Origin of the sequence: Desulfopila sp. IMCC35006 (assembly GCF_005116645.1) — a bacterium.
GTDB lineage: Bacteria > Desulfobacterota > Desulfobulbia > Desulfobulbales > Desulfocapsaceae > Desulforhopalus_A.
In genome coordinates this window covers 834,808-855,475 of the sequence record NZ_SWCM01000001.1, presented here as the reverse complement: position 1 = coordinate 855,475, position 20,668 = coordinate 834,808, and the positions used below count along the sequence as shown (strand labels likewise).

Annotated in this window: 15 protein-coding genes; 7 read left to right on the top strand and 8 right to left on the bottom strand. The window is 51.1% G+C overall.

What is annotated here, in order from left to right; all coding sequences use genetic code 11:
* Positions 1-83: 83 nt before the first annotated feature.
* Entirely contained in the window at positions 84-1,226 is a 1,143-nt protein-coding gene (locus FCL47_RS03760) for a S1C family serine protease (protein ID WP_136812098.1), read from the top strand.
* A gap of 637 nt (positions 1,227-1,863) precedes the next feature.
* Here the strand turns inward: FCL47_RS03760 and FCL47_RS03755 are convergent.
* The 3 genes from FCL47_RS03755 to FCL47_RS03745 all read right to left on the bottom strand — a co-directional run bounded on the left by FCL47_RS03755 (position 1,864) and on the right by FCL47_RS03745 (position 4,685).
* Entirely contained in the window at positions 1,864-3,099 is a 1,236-nt protein-coding gene (locus FCL47_RS03755; protein WP_136812097.1) for an NAD(P)/FAD-dependent oxidoreductase, read from the bottom strand.
* 17 nt (positions 3,100-3,116) lie between these two features.
* On the bottom strand, positions 3,117-3,338 hold the full coding sequence (locus FCL47_RS03750) for a hypothetical protein (protein ID WP_136812096.1): 222 nt from the start codon (positions 3,336-3,338) through the stop codon (positions 3,117-3,119).
* A gap of 378 nt (positions 3,339-3,716) precedes the next feature.
* Positions 3,717-4,685 carry a sulfite exporter TauE/SafE family protein gene (locus tag FCL47_RS03745; RefSeq protein WP_136812095.1) on the bottom strand — a complete coding sequence of 323 codons (969 nt, stop codon included), beginning with the start codon at positions 4,683-4,685 and terminating at the stop codon, positions 3,717-3,719.
* A 185-nt stretch (positions 4,686-4,870) separates the two neighbouring features.
* Between FCL47_RS03745 and FCL47_RS03740 the strand changes: the two genes are divergently transcribed.
* From FCL47_RS03740 to FCL47_RS03725, 4 genes are all read left to right on the top strand, one after another.
* Entirely contained in the window at positions 4,871-5,980 is a 1,110-nt protein-coding gene (locus FCL47_RS03740) for a TOBE domain-containing protein (protein ID WP_136812094.1), read from the top strand.
* A 136-nt stretch (positions 5,981-6,116) separates the two neighbouring features.
* Positions 6,117-6,908: an SDR family NAD(P)-dependent oxidoreductase gene (locus tag FCL47_RS03735; protein ID WP_136812093.1), complete on the top strand. Its 792-nt coding sequence runs from the start codon at positions 6,117-6,119 to the stop codon at positions 6,906-6,908.
* 333 nt (positions 6,909-7,241) lie between these two features.
* Positions 7,242-7,676, top strand: coding sequence for a peptidylprolyl isomerase (locus FCL47_RS03730; protein ID WP_136812092.1), 435 nt, complete (start codon positions 7,242-7,244; stop codon positions 7,674-7,676).
* Positions 7,677-8,063: 387 nt separating this feature from the next.
* Positions 8,064-9,173, top strand: coding sequence for a D-alanyl-D-alanine carboxypeptidase family protein (locus FCL47_RS03725; RefSeq protein ID WP_136812091.1), 1,110 nt, complete (start codon positions 8,064-8,066; stop codon positions 9,171-9,173).
* A 59-nt stretch (positions 9,174-9,232) separates the two neighbouring features.
* Here FCL47_RS03725 and FCL47_RS03720 read toward each other — a convergent pair whose 3' ends face one another.
* The 4 genes from FCL47_RS03720 to FCL47_RS03705 form a co-directional block, all read right to left on the bottom strand.
* A complete protein-coding gene (locus tag FCL47_RS03720; protein ID WP_167496346.1) occupies positions 9,233-9,724 on the bottom strand; it encodes an OmpA family protein in 492 nt (163 codons plus the stop codon).
* 519 nt (positions 9,725-10,243) lie between these two features.
* On the bottom strand, positions 10,244-12,706 hold the full coding sequence (locus FCL47_RS03715; RefSeq protein WP_205747204.1) for a PEP/pyruvate-binding domain-containing protein: 2,463 nt from the start codon (positions 12,704-12,706) through the stop codon (positions 10,244-10,246).
* 22 nt (positions 12,707-12,728) lie between these two features.
* Positions 12,729-13,274, bottom strand: a complete 546-nt coding sequence (locus FCL47_RS03710) for a hypothetical protein (protein ID WP_136812089.1) — start codon at positions 13,272-13,274, stop codon at positions 12,729-12,731.
* 133 nt (positions 13,275-13,407) lie between these two features.
* The gene (locus FCL47_RS03705) at positions 13,408-14,559 is read right to left on the bottom strand and encodes a sulfite exporter TauE/SafE family protein (RefSeq protein WP_136812088.1); all 1,152 of its coding nucleotides are present in this window, start codon (positions 14,557-14,559) and stop codon (positions 13,408-13,410) included.
* 934 nt (positions 14,560-15,493) lie between these two features.
* Here FCL47_RS03705 and FCL47_RS03700 point away from each other — a divergent pair.
* Both FCL47_RS03700 and FCL47_RS03695 read left to right on the top strand, forming a co-directional pair.
* On the top strand, positions 15,494-16,951 hold the full coding sequence (locus tag FCL47_RS03700) for a HAMP domain-containing sensor histidine kinase (protein WP_136812087.1): 1,458 nt from the start codon (positions 15,494-15,496) through the stop codon (positions 16,949-16,951).
* Positions 16,948-18,309, top strand: coding sequence for a sigma-54 dependent transcriptional regulator (locus tag FCL47_RS03695; protein ID WP_136812086.1), 1,362 nt, complete (start codon positions 16,948-16,950; stop codon positions 18,307-18,309). The genes FCL47_RS03700 and FCL47_RS03695 overlap by 4 nt, the downstream gene beginning before the upstream one ends.
* Positions 18,310-18,331: 22 nt before the next feature.
* Here the strand turns inward: FCL47_RS03695 and lon are convergent, their stop codons facing one another.
* Positions 18,332-20,362, bottom strand: a complete 2,031-nt coding sequence (lon, locus tag FCL47_RS03690) for an endopeptidase La (RefSeq protein ID WP_136812085.1) — start codon at positions 20,360-20,362, stop codon at positions 18,332-18,334.
* Between the last annotated feature and the right edge of the window lie 306 nt (positions 20,363-20,668).

Below are 20,668 nucleotides of genomic sequence, written 5' to 3'. Positions count from 1 at the left end.
GGATAGTATTTATGCTGCTATGATAAATAGAGTATTTGCTTATGTCTATATATCTCTTGTAAAAATCAGCATCAGGTAAATAAATGCACTGTCCGAAGTGTGAGCATGAACAGGAAAATGGCCCCGAATGTGCCGCTTGCGGCTTGATTTTCGCAAAATATCGCGAGGCACAGGAGCGCAGGAAAAAAGAAGAATTAAAGGTGGACAATGTTGCGAAGACAGAAAAAGCAGCATCCGGTCTTTCTGTGTTTCAGGTCGTTCTTCTGGTTATTGCAGTTGCCGCCGGCTCCTATTACTTTGCCGGATTTCGCCAGCATGCGGTACAGAGCCAAAAAGCTGCCGAACCGGGACCGATTGCTGCAGAAGAGGCCGTGCCGGTGCAGCAAAAAGTGAAGCCGGTGGCAGCACCTGCACCACATACAACATCGCAAACCGCTATGCCTGGGCAGAATGCCATCGAACGGGCGCGAAATTCGACGGTCTCCATCGAAACTCCCTGGGGAACCGGCTCAGGTTTTTTTGTAAATAAAAATTATATTGTCACCAATCGACATGTCGTCCGGTTCGATGAAAAAAAGCTGGCAGATTTTAAACAAAAAGTGGAAACAACCAGGCGTTTGATCGAGCTTGAACAGCAGAAAATCGAGGAGATGAAACAGACCCTGCAGCGAATGGACCAAGGTCCAGCGCGCAGTCAGCTGGCCATAATCATCGCCAGTCGTGAGGAGGAATTGAACAAATTTCTGCCTCGTTATCAACAGGAAATAGACAAGCTGAATCAGCTTGACCGAAAAGTTCAGCCCGAAGATATCAAAATCGTCCTCGCCGACGGCAGCGAGCATGTCGCCAATTATCTGCTGGTCAGCGAAGCCAGTGACCTGGCCCTGATGTCGCTTTTCTCCGGGGAGTTTACCTACATAGAGCGACCTCCAGAGAACAGGGAGATGCACCAGGGCGATAAAGTGTACACCATCGGCAGCCCGGTTGGCCTGCGATTTACCGTGACGGCAGGAGTTTTTTCCGGCTATCGGCAACAGAAAGCCGATGGCCAGGTCTATTTGCAGACCGATGCAGCCATAAACCCCGGCAACAGCGGTGGTCCGCTTATTGATGAACAGGGCTTTGTGCGCGGCGTCAACACCATGGTGCTTCGGGACACAGAAGGAATCGGTTTTGCCATCCCCATCGAAAAAGTTTTCGAGGAGTTTCGTACGACGCTGTTTTAGTGACTTAGTGACTTAGAAATAATTCTCCTGTGCTTTTTACAGGAGAATTATTTCGTGAAGGAACTTATCCCGCAAAGCTTTTGGGCGGGATTAGTGAGATGTTAAAGAGGCCTCCTGTGCTTTTTACAGGAGAATTATTTCGTGAAGGAACTTATACCCGTCAAGCGAGTACTGAAAATAGTCCCGCGAATCTTTTGGGCGGGATTAGTGAGATGTTAAAGAGGCCTCCTGTGCTTTTTACAGGAGAATTATTTCGTGAAGGAACTTATACCCGTCAAGCGAGTACTGAACAAAGTCCCCGCACAGCACGGGGACTAAAAAGAGTACCCGTCAAGCGAGTACTAAAAAGAGTACCCGTCAAGCGAGTACTGAAAAGAGTCCCGCGAATCTTTTGGGCGGGATTAGTGAGATACTATGAGGCCTCCTGTGCTTTTCACAGGAGAATTATTTCGTGAAGGAACTTATACCCGTCAAGCGAGTACTGAACAAAGTCCCCGCACAGCACGGGGACTAAAAAGAGTACCCGTCAAGCGAGTACTGAAAAGAGTACCCGACAAGCGAGTATTAAAAAAAATCCCGCAAAGCTGTTGGGCTGGATTAGTGAGGGAGCACCGCACAAAATTTCTTTTTTGGTTGTCTAGGAGATGGAGGAGCCGGCGACCCAGCCGGTGGAAAAGGCGGCCTGCAGGTTATAGCCGCCGGTGTCGGCCTGCAGATCGAGGAGTTCCCCGACTATGTACAGCCCTTTGACGAGTCTGGATTCCATGGTAGTGGGGTCGATCTCTTTCAGGCTCACTCCTCCGGCGGTAACGATTGCCTCATCGTAGTCGCGGTATCCACTGATCTCAACACGAAAATCTTTCAACCACTGGACCAGGCGTTTGCGCATTTTTGCCGGAAAATTTCTGGTGTCGACGGTAGGTGGCAGGTCACAGGATTCGAGGCAGATCGGCACCATCTGTTGCGGCAAAAGGCCGCGGAGGATGCTGTCAATCGGTTCGCCGGCACGGCTGATGAGATCGCGGATCAACCGGTTGTCGAGTTTTTTTTCATCCAGGGCTGGCTTGAGGTCAAGCGACAAGGTGACTTTCCCGCCGCGATTGAGTGCGTCGACGATTGCGCTGCTGAGGGTTAAAATAACGGGCCCGGTAAGTCCGAATCCGGTGAAAGCGAGCTCGCCGAATTCCTGTCCCTTACGTTTCCCGTCCAGGTAGACACGAACCTGTACGTTGCGCAGCTCAAGTCCGGCCATGCGGTGAACTCTGGGATCACGGCTGACCAGCGGAACGAGTGCCGGCCGCAGAGGAACTATGGTATGGCCGAGGCTTTCGGCCAGAGTGTATCCGTCTCCGGTCGAACCGGTACGGGGATAGGACTTGCCGCCGGTGGCTAAAATGACGTTTGCGCAGGCCATTGTCACGCCATTGCAGACGACCCCGGTTACCCGGCCGTCTTTGACCTGGATTGCCGACACCGCTGCCGATTTTTTCACCGTGACCCGCTCAGTCTGCAACCAGTTGTTTAAAACTCTTACTACATCCAGGGCGCGACCACTTTCGGGAAATATCCGGCCGCCGCGTTCGGTGACCATGGGCAGGTTTTTCTCTGCAAAAAAAGAGATGAGGTCCGATGAAAAGAATTGCTGAAAACATTGGCGGAGAAACCGTCCATTCTTGCCGAAACGGACCAGGAAATCTTCAAGAGCCGCGTCGTTGGTCAGGTTGCATCGACCCTTGCCGCTGATGCCGATTTTTCGTCCGGTCTGGCCCATCTTTTCCAGCAGGAACACCTCTGCGCCTTGCCCGGCTGCCCTGCCGGCGGCCATCAATCCTGCCGCGCCGCCGCCAATAACTATGGTTTTTCCAATTTTCATCAGGTAGATACTCTGTTCTAGGATATGTGGCCGGCAGTCCCGTCAGTGGGTACGGTCTGGCCGTTGGTAAAGAGTGTTGACGCGTTCAGCGCATTGCAGACAACTGGAATATGTGGTCTTCTGCCGCCTTGGGAAAGATTGGTTCTGTCCACATTGATTCCGACCCGGATTAACGCCACTTTCTTCTCTTTGTTCGTCGTTTTCTGACCGGAAATGGGAATTGTTCTGGTCTTGTTCATCTCTGCCTGGTGGCCTTGGGCATTGTTTTATATAATTACCCCTCAAGTTCAGCTACTGAACCAGGGTGTGGGCTGTTCGTTTCCCGGGACGCCGTAAACCCATCCCTGGGGGCTTCGCTGCAGCCATCCCTGGCTGCAGAGACCCGTAAAACAAACAGCCCACACCCTTCCATTTCGACAAGCTGAGCTTGAGGGGTAATCAGATTGTTTTATAAACATTGGTTGTGAGCCATCTTTTGCAATAGGGTATAAGCACTCTGCTCCGGCTTGACACTACAGAAATGTCGATAAGAGAAAAAGAGCGAAAAACATCCATGCTCCTGGAAAATTTTCCGCTGCACATGTATCGTTAGTAAACTGATGATGAATGTACAATGGCTAGTGTATGAAGTTCTTGAAGGATTCAAGGATGTATTGCGCGGCCGTAAAGATGATTATAGCAGCTAACATCCACTTAATGGTTCTGGCCGGTACGTGTTTCTGACACCGTGCTCCAAGGTACATCCCCGCCATCCCGCCGATGCCCAATAAGATACCTAGAAGCCAATCTGGAGCGATTGATATGTTTGGATATAACGGTGCAAGAGACTGGTAGAAGACAACACCGGCGATCGATGTTACGAAAGTGCCCAACAGGGCCGCCCCGGTCACCGTGTATACCGGCAGCCTGAAAAACGTGACCAGAAAGGGAACGATGATTGCCCCGCCGCCGATACCGTAGATTCCGCCCACAATACCGACGATGAAACTGAGAGTGAGGAGGCCCCGGAATGAAACATCAAAACTTTCATCATAGAATGTGTACCCAAGACGTCGAAAGTTAAAATGGGTAACTCTGACATTCGGGGAGATGCTGTTTTTAAGCTCTGAGCCGGTTGTCTTTGCGTGCTGCCGGCGCACCATTTCCTGGAAGCGAATTTCGCTGTTCGCGGCATCTGCGTTGGCCGATTTTTTCTTCGTCAGCTCCCTTATCATTTTCAAAGCGACGTAGAACAGCACCGTTGCCGCAAATACCTTAAAATAATTTGGATTCGGCAGATATCTGACCCTTACGATAGCGCCGATAAAAACCCCAGGCAGGGTCCCCGCTACCACGGTCCAGGCCAGGGGCCACACCATACGCCCTTCCCTCCAGTAACGATAGACACCGCTGGGAATGGCGACGATGTTAAAAAGTTGATTGGTGGCGCTTACCGAAGGGGAGGTGTACCCCAGAAAAGACATCTGAAAAGGCAGAAGTAGAAAGGCGCCGGAAATGCCACCCATCGAGGTGAAAAATGAAATCAGGAAAGCGACCAGTGGTGGAATCCAGGGGGAGACTTCGATTCCTGCGGTTTGAAAGAACATATGATCACCTGCCAATTAAAATTATACCGTGGTACACAGACACGAATATAAATATGTTCGTGTCTGTGTACCACGGTATTTGAATATGTGTCAAGATGTTTTGGTACGCTTTACCGGGGGGATATGCTACAACAGTTGAACAAGCAATTGCTAACTGCACAAATTCCGCAAGTGATGTTATCGCAATGAAAAAAACGACAAAAACCAAGAAAATACAGCAAGGTACACGGATATCATTGGCAAAAAGCAAAAACCACGGGCGCATCATCGCAACTCCGGACTCGGACCAGTGCCTGGACACCGCAGCGCTCAATCGCCTGGAACAATCCTTTCGTGATTGGGTGGAAGGCTCCCCCCGGGCAGATGTGCGCTTTTCCCGCCAGCGCATTTTGATCATTTTTCTTTTGATCCGATACACAGGTGCCAAACTCAACGAGGTCCTGGCACTCAATCCGTTTGTCGATATTGATCCGGAGCGGCATGTCGTGCTCTTTCGTGGCAGTGCTGCAGGGGCTGGCCTGAACCAGAGAGAGGTGCAAATTTCACAGGCCCTTTCCTCTGAGTTACGCGATATTTTAGCAGAACCTTCTTTTCATGGAGCACCGGGGAAGGTCCTTGACGTCGATCCTGGTTTTGTGCGTCGTAAATTTTACGAACGGACCCAGGCCTGTGAGTTTGCCAAGCGCTTAGGGGGGCCGGAAATAATCCGGAAAGCGCGGGCCGTTGAGCTGATGCAGAGCAATATGCCGCTGCCGGCGGTTCAGATGATGCTGGGACATTCGACGCCTAATTTGACAACGTCCTATGTCTCCTTTTCCGAAGACGAAATGCAACAGGTCGCAAAGCTTTTCCTGGAAAAGGAGTCAATGCGCAAGACCAGTGCCCGGAATTCTTTTTTGGGGAAGATTCGAAATATTAAGCGAGGCGACATCCAGTCACGGATAGACCTGATCACAATCGATGGCTTTTCCGTTACGGCGGTGATTACCAACGACAGCGTCGAAAGGCTGGGTTTACAACCCGGCATGGTGGTTACCGCCGAAGTTAAGGCACCGTGGGTTATGTTGCAAAACTGTGACACAGAGCCTGAGTGCAGCGCCGAAAATCGGTTTAAAGGGGTTATCTCGAGAGTGACCAGAGGCGAGATCAACACCGAGTGTGTGGTGCGAATTGCTGATGGGATTGAATTATGTGCCATGGTTTCCACTGCCGCCACCCGGCATCTCGGACTGAATGAAGGGGAAAATATCTGGGCGCTGTTTAATTGTTTTTCCGTGGTGTTGCATGTGGATTGATACTCTGAATTCACAATATCTATTTTCTTCGCATCATAGCCTCTCGCCAACACAGTGAATACCGTAGTTCCTGTGAGGTCGTGTTTTGCCTCATTCTAACGTCTTTTAGAGGGTACGTGGAACTGGAGGAAATACTATGGATCTGCAACTAAAGAACAAACTTGCGCTGGTCACCGGCAGTACTGCGGGAATAGGTTTTGCCATCGCAAAAGCGTTATCGGCTGAAGGGGCGAGAACTATAATTAACGGCCGCCGGGAGGAGTCGGTGGCAAGGGCAGTGGCCGAGATTGGCGTATCGACATCGGGAGAACTTATCGGGTTTGCCGGAGATTTATCCACAGCGGAGGCGGCCGCAGAATTGGTGCAGAAGCATCCGGATGTTGAGATATTGATCAATAATCTGGGGATTTACGAGGCTGCAGCATTTGAAGAAATAACCGACGACGACTGGCGAAGATTTTTTGAGGTGAATGTGCTGAGCGCGGTACGCTTATCTCGGTTTTACCTGCCGGGTATGAAAAAGCGCAATTGGGGAAGAATTGTCTTTATCTCAAGCGAAAGCGGTATACAAATTCCTGCCGAGATGATTCATTACGGCATGACGAAGACTGCCCTGCTCGCAGTTTCACGGGGATTGGCTGAGTACGTTTCCGGAACGCAGATAACTGTCAACGCTGTTCTCCCGGGGCCGACTACATCTCGGGGGGTGAATGATTTTGTCGAAGACCTCGCCAGAAAAGAAGGCAAGACTTTTGCAGAATTTGAAAAAGAATTTTTTGTCAAAGTTCGTCCGACTTCTCTCCTCAAGCGTTTTACCACACCTGATGAGATTGCATCTCTTGTTGCCTATGTGGCGAGTCCTCTTTCTTCAGCGACAACCGGCACGGCTTTGCGGGTTGATGGCGGGGTTGTAAAAAGTGCTTTTTAGCAAAAGAGAAAGTTGTTCCGACCTGGATTCCGCCTGTTTTACAGTTGAAAAATGACCGATGATGTTTAAAAGTAGGAAGGTTCCGGCGTGTTGTCGGATATTCTAACTTGCCGGAGGATCAACAGATTGTTTGCCTGTGGGAGGGGAATCATCTCTTTTCCCCAGGCGTCGGTTAAGGTGAATATGGTAAATGGTGGACTCGTACAAAAAGCACAATTTTGCTGGCTTAATAATTTTTTTATCTGGGCCGAGCGGAAGTGTCTTTTGGATAGTTTGTACGACGCCGTCTTCAATGATAAAGAGATTTAAAGCCATATGGCTTGAGGGAGTAAGATGACTGCAACAAAAAAAGGCGACAATGTCAAAGTGCATTATACCGGAAAACTGGCGGACGGGACTGTTTTTGACAGCTCCGAAGGAGGTGAGCCGCTGGCATTTTCCATTGGCAGCGGCCAGGTCATCCAGGGATTCGAGGAAGGGGTCGTCGGAATGAAGGTCGGTGAGTCGAAAACCGTTCATATTCCTGTGGAGAAAGCCTATGGGGAACGAAAAGATGAGCTGGTTATTCAGGCACCCATCGAGCAGGTTCCGCCTGACCTTAATCCGGAGTTGGGGATGCGATTGGAAATGGGTGGTGTCAATGGCGAAATCCTGCGGGTAGTGGTGGTAGAAATTACCGAGACCCATATCACGCTGGATGCCAATCCTCCTCTTGCCGGCGAAGACCTTACTTTTGAAATCGAGCTGGTCGAGTGTGTCGCTTCCTGATCGACTGACAGAAGCAGCCCACAAGTGGCATTGAAAAAGATCAGTCGTTTGACTGAACCGGAGAACCTTGCCGGGCTTTTTTCAGGCTCTTGGGGCAGAGTAGCATGGGCGGTCAGATATCCTTTGACTGCCCGGGCTCCACAATGATAAACAGCCAGCCAGCCGCAAAGACCCGAGACGCGAACAGCTCAGCCCCTTGCATTCCGATAGGCAGAGTTGGAGAGGTGATCAAATTTCATTTTACAGGTGTAGAAGAGTTTGCTACAGTTCGCGAGCTGATAATAGAGTATGATAAAAATACCATATCTCACCGACCCACATCCGTAGTATTCTCCTATTACATTGCAAAGCCGTATCATCGCGGTCTGAGGTTTCCAAAGGAAGATTATGAAACGTATCGCTCTCTTTTTATTTTTCGGTATTTTGTGTGCCCAGATGGCATTGGCTGCTGGAGCTAAAGTGAACAGTATTGCCCAGGATCCATATATATCGGCTCTGGTTGTCGACGCCGATTCGGGCAAAGTCCTGTTTGAAGACCAGGCCGGGAAGGTCGTCTATCCTGCCTCCGTTTTGAAGATTATGGATCTGCTGGTCATTCTCGAACAGGTGGAACAGGGCAGAATAAAGCTGGATGAGATGGTTCAGGTAACTCCGGAGGCGTCAAAGATTGGGGGATCTCAGATCTATCTTGATCCGAAAGAGCAATTTTCCATTCAGGACCTTCTCTATGCCCTGGCTGTGCAGTCGGCTAATGACGCTGCCGTTGCCCTGGCGATTCACGTCGCCGGATCGACAGAAGGGTTTGTGGCCCTGATGAATAAAAAAGCTGCAGAACTGGGTATGAAGGATACGCATTTCTATTCGGTGCATGGCCTGCCCCCCGGCAAGGGACAAAAAACAGACCAGACCACGGCTCGCGATCTTGGGATCCTGGGCCGTGAGCTGGCCAAAAGAACCGATATATTCGAGTATACCGGAACGAAAGAGCGGCCAATTCGGGATGGTAAGTTTATGTTGCGCAATCACAATCATCTGCTGGGCAAGATAAATGGCTGCGATGGATTTAAAACCGGATATTTTCAGGCTGCCGGATTTTCCATAGTGGCTACTGCCAAAAGGGGAGGCGTGCGCATCATAGCCATTGTTATGGGCAGCAAGGATCGCAAAGTCCGTGATGCCAAGGCCGCAGAGTTACTGGCCAAGGGCTTTGCGCTGGTACCGCCGAAGCCTGAGCTTGCCGCAGCTGTCAGTAAACCCGAAGCAGCTGTCAGCAAACCTGAACCGACTCCAGAAAAAACAGTCAGTGCACCCGCGCCTGAGCCTGACGCAACGCCCGTTGCGGCGAAGACTCCCCCAGCGGAGGCAGCAGCGCCGTCAGGCGGTGGCTGGGGCATGTTCTTTTTAGGAGTGCTTGTCGGTATTGTACTTTGCGGGGTACTGGCCTTTTATTTGAGCAGGCCCCCCAAAAGAAGATCAAAATTCGTCAATTATTCATGAACAACTTCTCCTCCCGGCCACAATGTCCGTTCGCGGCCGGGAGGAGATATATCACCTGCCTAGAATTTCAGCTCGACTCGTCTGTTCTTCTGTCGTCCTTCGGGAGTGGTATTGGGCGCCACCGGTTTCGTTTCACCAAACCCCCTGGCCACAAATCTTTTCGGATCAATCCCTTTTTGGACCAGGTAATTTGTTACTGCCTGAGCACGCCTTTCAGACAGGGTCTGATTATAGGTGGCTGGGCCGGTACTGTCGGCATAACCATCAATTTCGGCTTTTATCTGCGGATTCTGCTTGAGATAGTCAGCCCACTGGTCTAATTCGGGCACAACCTCTGCTCGAAGAACCCACTTGTCAAATTCAAACAGGATGTCCGATGCATCCAAGACGAGGTGTAAGTCGCCCGGCTGTATGTCGGCTGGTTGTTCATTCTGTGGTTGGTAGACAGCTGTCGTTTGTTGCGCGCGCGGTTTGAAGTCAGGCCGATCGCCGGGGCGGAGGATATAATGTGCTGTTACTTTCTCGTACTGGTTGGCTGAATAGGTTTTCATCCTGTCGTCATATCTGACTTCAGTGGGGGAGCTTGCACATCCGGCGATAAGAAAAGAGCACAGAACCACAGCTGGTCCGAGCCGATAAAAGGGAAGTGTGGGGCACATTTTGTTCATAGTAATCCTCATTGAATTTTTCTTCAGCATCAACGGAAAAGGCGTTGATGATCGTATAGTTATTTCTTGCTGGAATATAACCTTCGCTCAGGGTAGGTATACCCCATACGCGGGTATTGAAAAGAATACCGGATTATTTCCCGTTTATCGGGGGCTTGCATTTTGCGTTGCCGTCGTGTCTTTTGGAGAGCAGCTCCCAATAATTTTATTTATTATTTAGTTGGAATATCAGTGACCTTAGCCTCCTTTCCCCCTCCGCCATTGGCTGATCCTGCACCTGCTTTATTTTTTTAAAAAAGGTTCCTGTAAGTATCCTATCTTTATTTTGCTGCTTTTTCCAGATTTTTTCAAGTGACCGGGAATTGACTTTGTATTGCAGGAGAAATGGCAATTTTCGGGTGGTTACTGCGTTGCCTCGGCAAGATGGATGAAATTTTCAGCCTCGTCTTTTGCCTGTTGATCGCTGGTTAAGCGCACGTCCATCAATCTGGTGGCGGCAAGCAGCATGCCGAGCCGGGTGAGGGCATGCTCGGTTGCAGCAAGGGGAGCGCGGGCAAAAGATGCATCGAGCATATCGCCCCTGCTGGAGGTTTCGAAGCCGAAGGTGGTGAGGACCTGATCGATGAACTGGAGGCGGAACAGTTTCTGCTTTTCTGCGGCGCCGCCGCCTTTGAAGCGGAAATTGAGGTAGTTGGTGCCGGCCTGTTCGCCGCAGATTGCATCAACGATGGAGAAATGGTAGCCAAAACGAATATTGAGATGCAGGTATTCCTGCGAAACAATAGCGTAGCTGGCCAGCAGTTGTGTGTCGAGAGAGAAAATCCCGCCACTGACCTGGTCAAAGTTATCCCAGTCGACATGGTGCTGGCTGCTGTCCCAATGAATCCGGGGATCCGACATTCCCTGCCAGAAGGCGCGCATGGGCAGGCTGGAAAGCTCGTCCAGGGTGATCGTAGAGCCAGGTCGAGCCGGTGCATTTTTATCGAGGTCGAGAACGTACATGACCAGTGGCAGATCGGTGACCAGTTTTCGCGCCTTGCCCAGACCTCTTCCTTTCCGGTCGACCAGACGAAACATTTCCCGGACACTTTTCTCATGACAGAAGCGAACGATGTCATGCAGAGACCGGCACTGGGCCGGCGTGAAGTTATTTCCGTCGGGGTCGGTCAGGTTGAGATGTGTGGTTCGGGCGGCGAGTTGCGCGTATTTTTCTACCGGAAAATCCTTGTTGGGGTTGAGCTTTCCTTTTTGCAGTACGGCATTGACGCAACCGCTGAATATCCGCCCTGATGCGGCATCGACGGTCACCACCTGTCCTTCTGTCAAATGTATTTCACTGCCGACCAGAACCGGAACACCACGTTCTCTGGCCACCGAAGCGAAATGGCTGGCGCGGCTCCCGCTGGCAGCGATGACCCCGACCATTCGATCAAGAAACTGGGACAGGGCCGGGCGAAGTGTTGTGGTAAAGACCACCGAACCCACCGGGATTTGCGCAAATGTACGGCCGGTCGGCGCGTGAAACACGTGGCCACAGGCAATTCCGGCTGAGGCGCAATGCAGATTGCTGTACAAAAGGCGCGTGAGATCAACGGCCTGCACAATTGCCGGAGGAGGATCCTTTTTCTGATGGAGGCGCCGGCTCTGAAGGATGGTTAAACCGTTTTCATCGAGGGCCCATTCAACGTCCTGCGGACAACCGAAATGGGCCTCCAGTTGCAGCCCCCAACTTCTTAATTGCTGTAATTCCGACTCGTTGACCAGCGAATTGTCCGGCAATGCAAAGTTGTGCCTTGACGTAACAGTCTGTTCCCGCGGCAAATGATATTTTTGCGGCGTCCGTGAGCCATCGACGAGACCCTCCGCCAGGCCTGCCACGGCGTAGACACCGATGGATTCAACCGCAGCAGGAGTCGCCGGGTCAAGGGTATATATCACTCCGGAGGTTCGTGGCTGGATCATGGGCAAGACCAAGGCAGCCATCGCCGTGTCCGCATCACTTAATCCGTGGCGAATACGGTAACTGACGGCGCGCGGACAATATTTCCCGGCGAGGACCCTTTTGTATGCGGCAATAATGTCATATGGCGGAACGTCGAGTTCACTGGCATACTGTCCGGCAAACGATACCTTGCCGTCTTCCGCCAGGGCACTGGAACGTACGGCGAGTAACTGGACTGGCTGGAGGGAATCGGTGAACTGTTCGATCAGACAGGCGATATCCGACGGAACCTCGGCATGCAGAATAAGCTCCTGCATCTCACCGGTGATACGGATGATCGTTTTGTGGTCATCGGCCTGGACGCATTGGAGCCGAACGGCAAGTTCCTTTTCTAAGTTGTTGTCGTCAATGAAGCGATGAAAAGCGTGAGCGGTGATGACAAAGCCGGGGGGAACAGGAACGCCTACCCGGGCGGCGGTAGATAGATTGGCAGCCTTGCCCCCGGCAAGCTCCGGATGGTCGGCTGCTTCCTCCAGCCGAAGGATATATGGCGGACCCAATGCCGGTTCGGCCGGAGCCAGCAGCGCTTTGATTGCTGCACCCAGTTCAGCGTGCTTGTCAAGTAATTTCCAGTACGCAGGAGGGTTCATGGCATGAAGCTGGCCCGCCATGGCACCGACCGAGTCGCTAATCCGGTGGCAAAGATGGCTTATCCGGTAATGATCGGCGGGGTTGTGGCCAAAGACATGCGATTCCAGATCAGCCAGCAGATCAAGGGCCTGGCTGTCCAATCGTAAAACCTCGCGAAAGGCCGTGTATTTATCCTGCACCAGACGGCCGGGTGAGAATATCTCCATGAACCGATATCGCCAGAAGCGCCAGAAGCCTGCCGATTTTTTTCTCTCTGCTGAAGAAGTACGCATCAGTGCCTCATGCGGCCAGGCCTCAGGCTACCTGCCCGGCAAGTCTTGCCTTCGTCCCGGAATACCAGGTGAATTTTCTCATAATGGTGGAATAGATCATCCTGGTTGCAATATAGAGCAATAGAAAAGAGGGGAAATATTCGATGGTGTTGCCGAGAAATGGAAGACTGACAGGGAGCTCCAGGGGGGCGTCGGCAAAGCGCAGGTTCAGCCAGGCGAGGGCGAAAGGCATCGGCCAGATAGAGACACAAAAAATCGCTGCGCCGAGGGAGAAAGAGTGGCCGAAGGCATCGAGAGCCTGGCTGTTGACCGCCTTGTAACTCTCTTTATCACCCATCATGAGGGCTTTTTCCGAGAGATTGTGATGGTGGTCCATTTCACCCTGAATCTTTTTTATATATTTGGTGTTGAAATAGGTAACCAGTGTCGCCGAGAGATCGCCGAGAATAATACAGTACAGGGCAAGCACCACCACACCAAAAATATACCCCGCGGTAGGCGAAGGCAGCCAGCGGAAGGGAGCGATGAGCCAGGAGTCAAAAAAGGGGAAAAATAAGCTGTGTACCATAAAGCAGGCTCCAGGAGTTTGGGCCCGGAGCCTGTTACCCCGAAAGCCGGTTTATGTCCCTTACAGGTTCTTTTCTGCTCAAAAGCAAGAGAATAATCTGTAAGGGACTTAAGGGCGCAGGGCCGATTAAATATTAACCGAACATCCTGTAGTTGAAGAAACCTCTCAGAACATAATCAACACCAACGTACAGCGCCAGCACAATAAATAACCGTTTGAGCCAGAGGTCGGAGAAATATTTCGAGGTTCTTGGCCCAATGACCGAGCCGACCGCGATACCGACGAGTTCCAGGCCAATCAATACCCAGTCGAACTGAACGCCTTTGGATATAAGGGTAATGATACTGGTGATCATACTGATCAGTACAGCCAGAGCTGAAGTTCCGGCTGCCAGGTACATTGGCAGTTCGGCAACGCTGGTCAGGAAGGGGACCAGGAGAAAGCCGCCACCCACGCCGAGAAACGCGGCGACTGCGGAAATAACGATACCACCGATAAGGGGGATTAATGGATTAAACCGGAATTCAACGCCGTAAAAAGTAAAAAGACATTCGGTCAAAGAGAATTTGGTTACTTTAACACCCAGTGCGGCGATGTCGACTTTCTCACCGCTTTTCTGTTTTTTTACCGTTGCCTCGAATGCCTGTGCCGCCGATTTGGCCTTCTTTTTACTAGCCTGTCCTTTGGAGGAGGTTTCATAAAAAAGATAAACGCCGAGAGCCAGAACAAAAAGGCCAAAATATCCCTGGTATTGGGAGAAAGAAATTTTGCCGGCGGTGAGGGTTACCGAACCCCAGGCACCAAGAATGGAGCCAAGTCCGAGGGAGACGGCCAGTGGTACAACGAGACGCCCCATGCGGTAATAGTTAAATGACGAAATAAGGGCCGACAATCCAACAAGGTACTGGTTGGAGCCGCGAATTGAATCGGTGATGGCTTTGTTCAGGGAAGGCGCTGTTTCCTTGAAAGATTTAGCATAGCCGCCAAGACCGAAGATGCTCATGTGACCGACGCCGGCCATGACACCGCCGAAGGCTCCCACTGTAGAAAAAATCCAGCCAACCCAGACGGCCCAGAAAAAGGCGACAATCAGATTTACCTGCGGACCACCGGGAATACCAAGAAAGCCGGCAGGCTGACTGGGATCAATCTGCCCTTTGCCGGTTCCCGCCGGAACCGAGGCAATAGCGTCCTGCAGTTTTCCGGCCCAGGCCGGTTCCAGCCACATTCCAATGGCCATGACCATCAACGCTGCAAACAAAAAAATCCGATGATTCTTTGTCATAACAACCTCATGAATTAGAAAAAATAAATAATACTGGAAAGTAAAGTCGGTATCCTGCTGCTAAAATTCCTCTTTGTCGCCCTCCTTGATATAAAGGTCTGAGACCTGTTCAACAGTGAAAAAACGTTTGCTCATCTACGTGTACGGTGCCCACTTACAATAGCAACCTCCATGCCAGAAAAAAAATCGATTGCCGATTTTGTCTGCCTTCTACCTGGAGCTGACGCATCAAAAAACAGTTCTCTGTTCACCCCGCGGGAAATATGGTTCCGGCAAAATAATCTTCGAGAAAATGAGAGGCATGATCTGCAATGAAAGAACAGATTGGCCCTATGCAAATGCACGATCAGCCTTGCGTTTTGTCGGAACGTGCAACAATTATAATGCATTTGTATGTAAGTCGATATAATTAAATTATTAATTACTAAGACTTATGTTGTGCGGCGCTGAGGTTGCGGTGCAACAGTATTGCTGCACTGTTTTTATCCCTGTGCGGCAGAGCATGAAGCGCCTGCAGAGGGGCTTTGGGAATATGCTGCCGAGCCCATATGAGTTTGTGATTACCACTAAACCTCAGCTATATGGGGATATGAGGTGCCCTTTGCACGGGACGCCATAAACCGATCCCTGGGGGCTTGACCGCAGCCATCCAGGCTGCGGAACACCCGTGCAAAGGGCACCTCATATCCCTCTGGACCTTCCAAGCTGAACTTTAGTGGTAATCACATATGAGTTTGACTGTTGTCTCCTGACAACGATTTGGTTGTGTTCGCTATCGTCTTGGTATATGGTGACATTCGTACGACTTTCAATAAATATATGCTGTACTGCTTATCGGTCAGGTTCAGGAACTGGGGGAGAGCTGGCTAACAAAAGTGCCCGGCGCATTGGTCTTCGGCATAGCGGCGCCAGGGGGAAGTGTGTGGTGTAGAAAATGAGCAAGGTTAAAATACCATCTCTTAGTCTGAGTTATAAAATCCTTTTTATTCTTGGATGTTATATCTTCGGCATTCTGGCGATGTTCATTGTTTCTCAGGAGGATCTGAATACTGCCAAAGAAAAACTGGAAGCCCTTGAACTTGCCTACACCCTCAACAGTATTACCCTTGAAGTTCGCCGATATGAGAAAAACTTCTTCCTCTATGGAACGCAGGAGGCTTTACAGGAAAATGGCAGACAGCTTGCTCTGGCACTGCAGACGATTGAGATTATCTCCAAACGGGTGGCCAGATTTAAAGTGCATCCCATGCTCATCAAGCTGAAAGACCTGACCATTACCTACCAGGAAGGCATGGAAACCCTGGCCGAAAAATGGACGAACAGCAAAGATGCAGTGCATGGCGAGTTGGCGAATAAACTTCGCTTCGAGGGGCAGGAGATGACAGAACTCAGCAAGGAGCTGGTCAGGTTTGAGCATAACCAGATCCGCATAATTCTGGATGAATTAGTCTCACGGCTTATTGTCTGGTCTATGGTGGCGATTGCCGTGGGTATCTTTATTCCTCTCATCATGTCGTTTCGTATTTTCAAGCCGCTGCGCATCATTAAAGAGGCAACGGAAGATATTGCTCTTGGTCGTTTCAGTAAAATTGAAGTCCTCGATACGCGAGATGAAATGCAGCAGGTTATGGAGGCATTCAATACCATGGTGGGGGAGTTGGAACGCCGTCAGGACCAGCTGGTGCAGTCGCAAAAACTTTCATCAATAGGGACTCTGACCGCGGGTGTCGCCCACCAGTTGAATAATCCGCTGAATAATATTTCCACCTCCTGCCAGATAGCCGTGGATGATTTCGATGGTGGTGACCCTGCTCTTATCAAAAAAATGCTGAAAAATATTGAGCACGAAACGTATCGGGCGAGAGATGTCGTGCAGGGTCTGCTGGAATTTTCCCGGGTGAAGGAATTCGAGCTCCATCCGGCAAACCTGGAAAACGTGGTGAGTCGCTCGGTGAAGCTGGTGAAAAGCCACGTCACTTCGGCAATCAGTATTTCGGTCGATATTCCGGAGAATCTGTTTGTGCCGATGGATATTCAGAAAATACAGGAAGTGTTGATTATCATGATTATCAATGCCTCCCAGGCGATTGTCGGTGAAGGCAGGATCGCTATTTCGGCTTCAATCGATGAAAAAAAGGATGAAGCGGTAATCGAAATCACCGATTCCGGTTCCGGGATTGCCGATGAAATCAAGGATCGACTTTTCGATCCATTTTATACCACGAAAGAAGAGGGGCAGGGGACTGGTCTGGGCCTGTCTATTGCCTATGGCATTATTCAGAAGCACCATGGCGAGATAACGGTGGAAAGCGTTGCTGGAATTGGTGCGTCTTTTTTTATTCATCTGCCGCTGCAGGCAGGCCAGCTGACTGATCTTGGAGAAGCGTCGTGAGCAGTGAGAAAATTCTGGTTGTCGACGATGAAGCGATTGCTCGCGACAATGTAGAGTATATGCTGCGAAAAGGCGGGTATGAAGTCTTTACGGCAGAAAATGGTGAGGAGGCTATCGCTTTTCTTGAAAGCCGGGAGGTCGATCTTGTCCTGACCGATCTACGCATGAAAGGACAGGACGGTATGGCGGTTATCGCGGCCTGTAAAGAATTATGGCCACAGACTGAAGTTATCGTCATTACCGGCTATGCCAGCGTTGACACAGCGGTGGAGGCTATCCAGAGAGGTGCCTACCATTATCTCGCCAAACCGGTCAAAAAAGATGAGATGCTGGCCCTGGTCCAGAAAGCCCTGGAAAAACGGGCGTTGAGTAAGGAAGTTATCGAGCTCAGAAAAAAGGTCTCATCCAATACCGGTGCAACCAGGATTCTCGGCAAGAGCCTGAAAATTCAGCTGTTGCGCGAGAGTATCATGCAGGTCGCCCCGTTGGAATGCAATGTGTTGATTATGGGCGAAACGGGTACCGGCAAGGAATTGGTGGCCCGGACGATCCACGAACTCAGTCCACGATCGAGTCACCGATTCGTCGCCTTCAACTGTGGCGCGTTTACCGAAGAACTGATCACCAGCGAACTTTTCGGCCATGAAAAAGGTGCGTTCACCGGGGCGGCGCAGATAAAAAAAGGGCTGCTGGAGCTGGCCGAAGGCGGCACGGTCTTCTTTGACGAGGTGGGCGAGTTGTCGTTGTCAATGCAGGTAAAACTACTCCGGGTCCTGCAGGAACGTACCCTGATGCGGGTCGGCGGCACGGAAGAGATTCCGGTCGATATCCGCATACTCGCCGCCACCAATAAAGACTTGAAAAAGGAGGCCGAGAGCGGAGCGTTCAGGCTGGATCTCTTTTACCGCCTCGATGTCCTGACCATAAAGGTTCCCTCTCTGGCCGAACGAAAAGAGGATATTCCTATTCTGGTCAACCATTTCCTCGCGAAACATTCGTCGCCTTCCACAAGAATTCCCAAGCTTTCACCTGAGGTGGCGCACACCCTGAAGCAATATGAGTACCCGGGGAATGTCCGGGAACTGGAAAACATTGCCCAACGTCTGCTGCTGCAATGCGATGGCGAGGTGGTTGACTCCTGCCATCTCATTGAAGATCTGCAAAGCAGTTCCGTGAGTCCTTCCCGGGTCGCTCCGCAGTTCTGGCCGTCGCTTGAGGAACATGAAAAAAATTATATTCTGGAAGTCCTTGACGAGACGGAAGGCAACAAATCCCAGGCGGCCAAGATCTTAGATATCGACCGGGTCTCCCTGTGGCGAAAGATCAAACGATATGGCCTCGACGATCCTGAGGGCTAAACCAAAAGTCCTCCCCTTGCCCTTATTCTGCGGGCAGCAGCACGAGGGGGATCACCTCGTCGGCATTTTTCACCAGTACCACTTGCAGGTTCTCCAGTACATCGGGTGGCAGTATCTCCACCTCCTCCTTGTTGGCCAGCGGTAAAAGAACAGTTTTGACGCCTGCCCGCTGCGCCGCCAGCAGTTTTTCCCTGATGCCGCCAATAGGCAGAATACGTCCGCTCAACGTCATTTCTCCGGTCATGGCGATATCTCTTCGCGCCGGTCGTTTCGTGAGCAGCGAGAGGAGCGCGGCAAAGATGGTTATTCCGGCGGATGGACCGTCTTTGGCGATACCGCCGGCCGGAAAATGGATATGAATATCCATGTTCTTAAAGAAATATTCCTTGATGCCGAACTCCGCCGATCTGCTTCTGATCAGGCTGAGCGCCGCCTGCGCCGATTCCTGCAATACCTCCCCAAGAGAGCCGGTAAGCAGTAAATTGCCGGATCCTTCCATGGATGCTGTCTCGACGCTGATGATCTCGCCGCCGATTGCCGACCAGACCAGACCGGTGGTTATACCTACCTTCGGTTCGTTTTCCGCGTAATTCTGGATGAACCTGCGGGGCCCGAGAAGGGTGGTGATGGTGCTTGCTTCAATTTTGGTATCGAGCACGGTCTTTTTCGAGTCGAGGTAGAGCAGGGCCAGCTTGCGGCAGACATTGGCAATTTCTCTTTCCAGATTGCGCAGACCTGATTCCCGGGTGTAATCGCCAATAATTCTCGATAAAGCCTCAGAGGAAAAGTCTATGTCGAGGGTATTCAACCCGGCCGCTTTGAGTTGTCTGGGAATGATGAAATCCCGGGCAATCTTGCATTTTTCCTTTTCGGTATAACCGGTAAATTCAATCAGCTCCATTCGGTCAAGCAGGGGGCCGGGCAATTTGGATACATCATTGGCCGTGGCGATAAACATGATGCGCGACAGATTAAAGGGGATATCGAGATAATGATCCATGAATTTAATGTTCTGTTCAGGATCGAGGACCTCGAGCATGACCGATGCAGGGTCACCGCGAAAGTCCTGGCCGATTTTATCGATTTCGTCCAGCATGAAGACAGGGTTGTTCACCGCCGCCCTTTTTAATTCGGTGATGATCCGGCCGGGCATGGCCCCTACGTAGGTGCGCCGATGGCCGCGGAGTTCCGCCTCATCCCGTAACCCGGCCAGGGAAACTCTGATGAAATGCAGTTGCAGTGCTTCGGCGATCGCCCGGCCTACTGAGGTCTTGCCGGTACCCGGCGGGCCGGTGAAGCAGAGAATTGGCCCCTTGCCCATTTCACTGGTCAGCTTCTGATCCAGGACCTCCCGCACGGTTTTGCGCAGTTCATCAAGGTTTACCGGTTTGCCGAGATAGTGTGCGGCCCCGCTTTTCATCGCCTGTACCGCCGAATTGATGGTGGCAAAGCCGGTCACCATGATGACGGGAATTTCGGGATAGCTGCTATTGACCTCATGGAGCAGTTCCAGGCCATCCATATGATCCATTTTCAGATCGCTGATGATGAGATCAATGTCCTCTTCTGCCAGCACCTTCAGGGCGGCAAGGCCGTTTTCGGCGGTTTTGCATGCAAAGCCGTCTTTGGTCAGGACGTGGGCCATGTTGGTTCTGGCAATATCCTCGTCGTCGACGATGAGGATGTTCTGTCTGGCACTGCCGCGCAGTGTTTTTGCGGCCAGAAATTCAAGAATGCGCTGTTTCACCTGGCCCAGTCCGCAGTGTCGACCGTCGAGGATGGATTGGACCCGGCTCATATCCAGCGTCCCTTTGGTGGAAATATTCCAGGGCAGGGAGCTGATCAGTTCGATGTAATTGAGACCGACGGAATATTCCGCGACGGCAGCATCGGTGTTCGCCAGTTTGTCCAGTTCTTTATTGGCGGCATCAAGGGCGTATTGCGGAAGATTCGCCTCGGTAATCTGGTTGCGCAGTTTGCTGAGAGGGGTCTCCTCCTTGTCCTGCTGTTCGGGGAGGGGAGCATCGGTGCTGGGTTTCTTCTTGAAAAACATGGTCAGTGTCCTCGTCTGTTCTGATGAACCGGTGTCTGCGTCTGTTCATTTCTTTGTACCATATTCCATGGCAAATGCACTCTTAAGTTGTGAGGGAAATGCTCATCCGGAAGCCGGATTGACGGCATAGGTTGCAATCCGCAACGTCTGTTGCAATGTGCAACTCGTTTTTCAGGCGTTTGTTGCATTCAGCAACAAAATGGAAGGTTCTTCACAAAGATCTGTTTATAAATTGTTTAATATCAAGCACATAAAATTTTTTACCAGGATGGTCTGGTTCTTGATAGAAGGAACATCAAATAGCGA

Bases quoted from the DNA above. Each gene is read 5' to 3' on its own strand.
- FCL47_RS03715 (WP_205747204.1), bottom strand. From the start codon at position 12,706: ATGCGTACTTCTTCAGCAGAGAGAAAAAAATCGGCAGGCTTCTGGCGC.
- FCL47_RS03755 (WP_136812097.1), bottom strand. From the start codon at position 3,099: ATGAAAATTGGAAAAACCATAGTTATTGGCGGCGGCGCGGCAGGATTG.
- lon (WP_136812085.1), bottom strand. From the start codon at position 20,362: ATGTTTTTCAAGAAGAAACCCAGCACCGATGCTCCCCTCCCCGAACAG.
- FCL47_RS03750 (WP_136812096.1), bottom strand. From the start codon at position 3,338: ATGAACAAGACCAGAACAATTCCCATTTCCGGTCAGAAAACGACGAAC.
- FCL47_RS03730 (WP_136812092.1), top strand. From the start codon at position 7,242: ATGACTGCAACAAAAAAAGGCGACAATGTCAAAGTGCATTATACCGGA.
- FCL47_RS03760 (WP_136812098.1), top strand. From the start codon at position 84: ATGCACTGTCCGAAGTGTGAGCATGAACAGGAAAATGGCCCCGAATGT.
- FCL47_RS03700 (WP_136812087.1), top strand. From the start codon at position 15,494: ATGAGCAAGGTTAAAATACCATCTCTTAGTCTGAGTTATAAAATCCTT.
- FCL47_RS03740 (WP_136812094.1), top strand. From the start codon at position 4,871: ATGAAAAAAACGACAAAAACCAAGAAAATACAGCAAGGTACACGGATA.
- FCL47_RS03705 (WP_136812088.1), bottom strand. From the start codon at position 14,559: ATGACAAAGAATCATCGGATTTTTTTGTTTGCAGCGTTGATGGTCATG.
- FCL47_RS03720 (WP_167496346.1), bottom strand. From the start codon at position 9,724: ATGAAAACCTATTCAGCCAACCAGTACGAGAAAGTAACAGCACATTAT.
- FCL47_RS03735 (WP_136812093.1), top strand. From the start codon at position 6,117: ATGGATCTGCAACTAAAGAACAAACTTGCGCTGGTCACCGGCAGTACT.
- FCL47_RS03710 (WP_136812089.1), bottom strand. From the start codon at position 13,274: ATGGTACACAGCTTATTTTTCCCCTTTTTTGACTCCTGGCTCATCGCT.
- FCL47_RS03745 (WP_136812095.1), bottom strand. From the start codon at position 4,685: ATGTTCTTTCAAACCGCAGGAATCGAAGTCTCCCCCTGGATTCCACCA.
- FCL47_RS03725 (WP_136812091.1), top strand. From the start codon at position 8,064: ATGAAACGTATCGCTCTCTTTTTATTTTTCGGTATTTTGTGTGCCCAG.